We start from the raw sequence: 5,677 nt of genomic DNA, 5'->3' as shown, positions 1-5,677 counted from the left end.
TGCGTTCTTCTCGTTTTCAACAACCTCAGGGACCTGTATGGTTATCTCCTGATCAACCATAAACCTTTTTACCCCTCGGATTGCCACAGCAGCGTCAAGGGTCTGGCGTCGGCACTTGTCTTCACAGGTATGAAAGCAGACACGCGCGCACACCGCAGCAAAGGGGTTACGTTCACGGTGGAGTTTAAGGGCCTCGGCATAACGTTTTTCACCGATAAGAGAGACAAACCCAGGGACATCAACATGGGCCGGGCAGCCGCTCTGACAGGGGGCGCGGACCAGTTTGGCGCACACACCCGCTTCGCAGTGTTTAAGCCGAATATGATCATCATATTCATGGCGGAAATGACGTATGGTCGAAAGCACCGGGTTTGGGGCAGTCTGACCAAGGCCGCAAAGGGAGGTCTCCTTAATCTGCTCCCCAAGAGAAATCAGCCTTTCAACATCCCCCTCAACCCCTTCCCCCCTGCATATTCTTTCAAGTATTTCAAGCATGCGCTTTGTGCCCACACGGCATGGGACACACTTTCCGCATGACTCCTCCTGGGTAAATTCCAGAAAAAATCTGGCAACATCCACCATACAGGTGTTGTCATTCATTACAACCAGACCGCCTGAACCCATAATGGCGCCCAGATCCTTAAGGGATTCATAATCCAGGGCCACACTTAAATTCTTTCTGGGAATACAGCCTCCAGATGGACCACCAAGCTGAGCAGCCTTGAATTCCCTTCCGTCCGGTATGCCTCCGCCGATATCATATATTACCTCTCCAAGGGTAGTTCCAATGGGCACCTCAATAAGGCCTATGTTCTGAAGGTTTCCGGTTAATGCAAATATCTTGGTGCCTGGAGAGGTATCAAGGCCCACAGAGCGGAATGCCTTTGCCCCTTCTCTTATTATGTAGGGTATGGCCCCAAATGTTTCTACATTATTTAATGCAGTGGGCTTTCCCCATAACCCGGCCTGTGCAGGAAATGGCGGGCGGGGGCGCGGCTCACCCCTTTTCCCCTCTATGGAGTGCATAAGCGCTGTTTCCTCACCGCAAACAAAGGCCCCTGAACCCTGTGATATGCGAATATCAAAGGAAAAGTTGGCACCAATAATATTTTTGCCAAGTAATCCGGCTGAACGGCAGTCAACTATTGCCTTTTCAACTCGTTTTAATGCAAGAGGGTATTCGGCCCGGCAGTATATATAGCCCTCATCAGCTCCAATTGCCAGCCCGCCCAAAATCATGCCCTCGACAACTGCATGGGGATCAGATTCCAGAAGACTGCGGTCCATGAAGGCCCCTGGGTCACCCTCATCAGCATTACAAATTATGTATTTTTTATCTCCGGGTGCTTTTCTGCACAACTCCCATTTCACACCTGTTGGGAAGCCTCCACCACCCCTGCCGCGAAGACCGGAGTCCTTTACCTCTTTAATTATTTCTTCAGGGGTCATTTTAGTGAGCGCCTTGCACAGGGCAGAGTATCCTCCTGTGCCGATATATTCCTCAATGCTCTCTGCTGCTATCAAACCTTTATTGCGTAAAACCAGCAAATGCTGTTTGGCAAAAAAAAGAATATCCATTAAATAGGGAATAGCCTTTCCATTCTTGACATCTTTATACATAAGAGATTCAACCGGTTTTCCATCAACTAAATGCCCCTTCACTATTGTTTCAGCATCTTCCGGCTTTAATTTCTGATAAAAATAACCACCAGGGTAGACAGCCATAATTGGACCTGAGGCACAGAACCCGTTACACCCGGTTTCTAATACTTCAACCCTGTTCCTGTGTTCAGGGAGAGAAAATTCAGAACATTTTCCACAGGTAATTTTAACCTTCTCATCCAGTTTATATTTATTTATGGCTACCTTAAGTTCTGCCAGGAATTCTTTTGCTCCGGATGAGATGCAGCTCGTCCCCATACAAAGCATCAAATCAAAATTACCTTTTATATCAGGCGCTGTTCTGGGTCCTTTTCTGTTACGCATCTCCATTCGCTTAGACATGGTTTCTCTGATAGCAGAAATATCTTCAGGTTTATTGATTTTGAATGATGTACTATTTTGCACTTTAGACTCCTTGCCCAAATAAATTTATTTTTCGCTGACCTTTTCTTTTTCTTTATAATACGAAAGTATCTCACCTATTTTGGAGGGTTTTACCCTTTGATGAACAGTATCATTCACCAGCATAACCGGGGCCAGTCCACAGGCTCCGAAACACCTGCCAACATCAAGTGAAAAAAGCCTGTCTTCGGTTGTCTGACCCACATCTATATTCAACTGTTTTTTGCAGGCCTCCAGCACCTCCTTTCCACCACGGACATAACAGGAGGTACCCAGGCAGACACGAATCAGGTTTTTGCCCTTGGGAGTAGTTCTAAAAAAAGAGTAAAAAGTGACAACACCTGCCACTTCGCTGTAGGGCTTATCCAGTTTTAGGGCTATTTGTTTAAGCACCTTTACAGGAAGGTAGCCCAGCATCCTCTGGGCGGTCTGAAGAAGCGGGATGAGTGATCCCGGTTCTACCCGATAATCTTTTAAGATATCAATAAATTGTTCAATTAATTGTTCCTCGGATGTTTCACAGGCACATTCTTTACAGGCTGTAACAGGCATAGGCTCTCCTTATTGATTCGTCATTTCTAAAATGTTGCTTACAAGGCTGACAATAAATAACGTCATATCAATAAATGGCTCACTTACACATCTGAACCATTCTAAAACCTGTTCTGAGGCCTTTTTGCGGGATAATATTGTTCTGGTATAAATTTATGATCTGCTAAAATTAATGCGGATTGATTGGCGTCAACACTGCATTATTGAAAATATTGAATCAATAAAAGTATTACAGATGATTCAATAGACAATATATTCAAAACAGAATCAATATCTAAACCAGAGATTACCGCGTAATCTTGATATATATTCTAAAAACAGTAACTACCGAAATTCAACAAATCTATAAGGTGAAATAGCAGATTGACAATATACCTTTTGAGTTGAGGAGAATTAACAGGAGAGAAAGGCATATCTACTAAAACAATCTGCCAAAATTATTTCATTAAATGACACAGGTAAATAAGTAAATCAAGTAATTTTTATAATAATCATACCTTGAGCCTGACACTGGGGTTTTCTTTTTATTTCATAGACAATGACCTATTCCAGCAATATAGGAAGCCAAACCATTGGCCTTACCGGATGAGAATCAGGGTCTTTAGGATCTGTCCCTTTCTTATATTCTTTATAGTTGCTAAAGCCGTCATTGTCTGCATCATTTGATTCATCGGTTGGGTCAAGAGGATCAAGGTTATACAATATTTCCCAACCATCAGGCATGCCATCATTATCAGTGTCAGCAGAGGCAGGATCAGTCCTGTATGTGTTTACCTCATCTCCATCAGTGATGCCATCACCATCACTATCAGTGTTATTCGGGTAGCTGTTATTCAGGTATTCATTTATATCCGTTAATCCATCACCATCATAATCACCGGTTCCGTCTCTTGTGGTATCTGTAAAATAGGTGACTTCCCACTCATCAGGCATGCCGTCGTTGTCCCCGTCCGGATCGGGCACAGCAATACCCATAGTGTTTTTATAATAATCCGAACCATCCACCCTGTTAAAATTTTCAAAGATTTCCCCAAGCTTAATATCCAAACCTATTGTGGAGTCTTTGGCAGAAAACTCGGTCATATAACCATCATTATTGAATATTATACTTGGTAAAAACAGCCCCGCCTTCTGCTCCGTGGCGGTAAAGGTATATGGCGCAGTGCTAGTCCTGTTCATTGAAACATCAAAGATATTGATGGTCAAATTATTTAATCTGTTTTGCGGGATCCATCACCATAAAAACTGACCTATTTCATTCCATTGTTCAGGCGGGTAATCAGGCGCCTGGGTTGCATTCATTCGCCTGAGCACAGGAACATCACCAAAAAAACAGTAGTTTTCATCCCACTGTATCATTGAATTTTTTGTAGCAGAGCCAAGTACTCGCATCTCAACAGTTTTACCATAGCGTGTCTCAACAAGAGACTGAATAACAACAAGACCACCTGAAAAAGAGGATTCACTTACAAAGGATCTGTAACCTGTATGCGGTCCGGTATCTTCTGCAAAGGCAAACTTTTTAGCAAAATCATAGTTAATCTCACTCAGTATAAAAAACACTGTTACATATCCGCTCATTTTTGAATACTGAAGCACAAGCCCTGTCTCCGCATCGATATATGCAGTGCCAGTGCTGTAGCCTGCAAGCATATAAACGATTTTTACTATTTCCCTCTGGGGCTTGAAGTCAAAAAGGGCCTTGGCAGGTAAAAAGGCATATGGGAGCATATCATATGTGTAGTTTAATCGGGTTATCAGAGTGATTTCCCACCCCATCCAGTGATCACCCATTGCAAGGGTTTGTAGCCTTTGCGGGTGTATCCAGAACGGCCCCATACTGGAAACCGGATATGTCTGGGTCTCGGGTGCATTTGGTGCAGTCCAGTGGGTTAATGCAGAGTGACGTATTACCTGGGCATTACCGCCATCTATGGTATTGATTAAATAGGCCTCCTCAGCATTTGATGAAGTGCCGCTTCCAACTCCACCCAGATACCAGACTCGGACGCCTCTCTGCATCCATCCTGTATCAATTGCCCATACATTGTTTGTTATGGAACCCCAGGTTAAAAACATCAGAAAACAGACAAAAAAATATTTTTTCATAGTTTTCTCCTTGATAGGTCTCTTATATTTACATCCAGAAAAATATACTGTCAAGCAATCAGAAGAGGGGTATCAGAAAACAATACTACCTCTTTCTATTAATGAAGAGGAAGAAAAAAATCAAACCCTGGATTTCTACATAACACCCAGAATCCATCCCTCAACAAGGACAACCTGGAATTCTTCAGTAAGCAGGTCAGGTTTCAGGAACTTCTTTAAGCTGCCATTATTATCAACCTTTTTCATCCATGTGGCAGCAACAAAGGCATCATGCTGGTCCGGTGTTCTTCCCTCCTTTGGGTAATCCTTGCTCCACATTGAGTGGTAAACCTCAAAAACAGCGGACCTGTTTTCAGGGATCTCCCAGCCGTCAAAGGGCCAGAAATGGATTTTATGGCAAAGAGATTTTCTTATGTAACGCAGCCACAGAATACCTGCATGAGTGGATTTTGCCACTGAACAAGAATATCTTCGGACAATATAGTAATAAGCCACTCAGACAGACCACGCCTTGTCCAGTATTTGAACCGCCCTTTTGGCGGATGCACCTCAGCAGGCGAATTTGTATTATCCGCCTGATAGACCCTGAGCCCCTTCAAGCTTGATTCAGCTGTCTCTGCACCGGAGTAGTCAATACCGATATACCGTTAAAAGGCGGGTTTGAGTGATTGAGGCATATTAATCTATATCAGCAAAATATTTTTTCTTAATAAAAATTGCGTAAATATTTTTGGGAGCTGCAGAAATATTTTCAATACGTCATGTCCCGATATATCGGGGCATCCATTTGCCCTGTTCTGAAATATAAAATAGATTCCCGCCTTCGCGCATTGGCGTCAAGCTAAGCGACAAATATGGTTTAAATGTTTGTAATAGTTGATTCTTCCTTTTCGTTTTTCATAGCAACAATGGCGTAGTATTACATGTTCAAGTAATAGTTCAGTCTGGTTAC

The 5,677-nt window shown here is 43.2% G+C and carries 4 protein-coding genes and 1 pseudogene; all 5 read right to left on the bottom strand.

The genetic code is table 11. The features are described 5' to 3' along the window. A partial coding sequence (locus GX654_00795) for a hydrogenase (GenBank protein NLD35387.1) occupies positions 1-1,986 on the bottom strand: 1,986 nt, incomplete at its 3' end. Between the two features lie 105 nt (positions 1,987-2,091). Then, a complete protein-coding gene (locus GX654_00790; protein ID NLD35386.1) occupies positions 2,092-2,616 on the bottom strand; it encodes an NAD(P)H-dependent oxidoreductase subunit E in 525 nt (174 codons plus the stop codon). Between the two features lie 543 nt (positions 2,617-3,159). Further along, the gene (locus tag GX654_00785; protein ID NLD35385.1) at positions 3,160-3,795 is read right to left on the bottom strand and encodes a hypothetical protein; all 636 of its coding nucleotides are present in this window, start codon (positions 3,793-3,795) and stop codon (positions 3,160-3,162) included. 54 nt (positions 3,796-3,849) lie between these two features. Next, positions 3,850-4,725 (bottom strand): hypothetical protein, encoded by an 876-nt coding sequence (locus tag GX654_00780; protein NLD35384.1) that lies wholly within the window; start codon positions 4,723-4,725, stop codon positions 3,850-3,852. 135 nt (positions 4,726-4,860) lie between these two features. Continuing rightward, positions 4,861-5,402 (bottom strand): annotated as a pseudogene (locus GX654_00775) (hypothetical protein). Positions 5,403-5,677: the final 275 nt, after the last annotated feature.

This window comes from Desulfatiglans sp. (assembly GCA_012513605.1).
Classification (GTDB): domain Bacteria; phylum Desulfobacterota; class DSM-4660; order Desulfatiglandales; family HGW-15; genus JAAZBV01.
The sequence above is the reverse complement of the archived record's forward strand: the minus strand, read 5'-3'. Positions and strand labels throughout refer to the sequence as shown.

What these genes read in the sequence shown, in the direction of transcription:
- GX654_00790 (NLD35386.1), bottom strand. Translation starts at nt 2,616, where the DNA reads ATGCCTGTTACAGCCTGTAAAGAATGTGCCTGTGAAACATCCGAGGAA.
- GX654_00780 (NLD35384.1), bottom strand. Translation starts at nt 4,725, where the DNA reads ATGAAAAAATATTTTTTTGTCTGTTTTCTGATGTTTTTAACCTGGGGT.
- GX654_00785 (NLD35385.1), bottom strand. Translation starts at nt 3,795, where the DNA reads ATGAACAGGACTAGCACTGCGCCATATACCTTTACCGCCACGGAGCAG.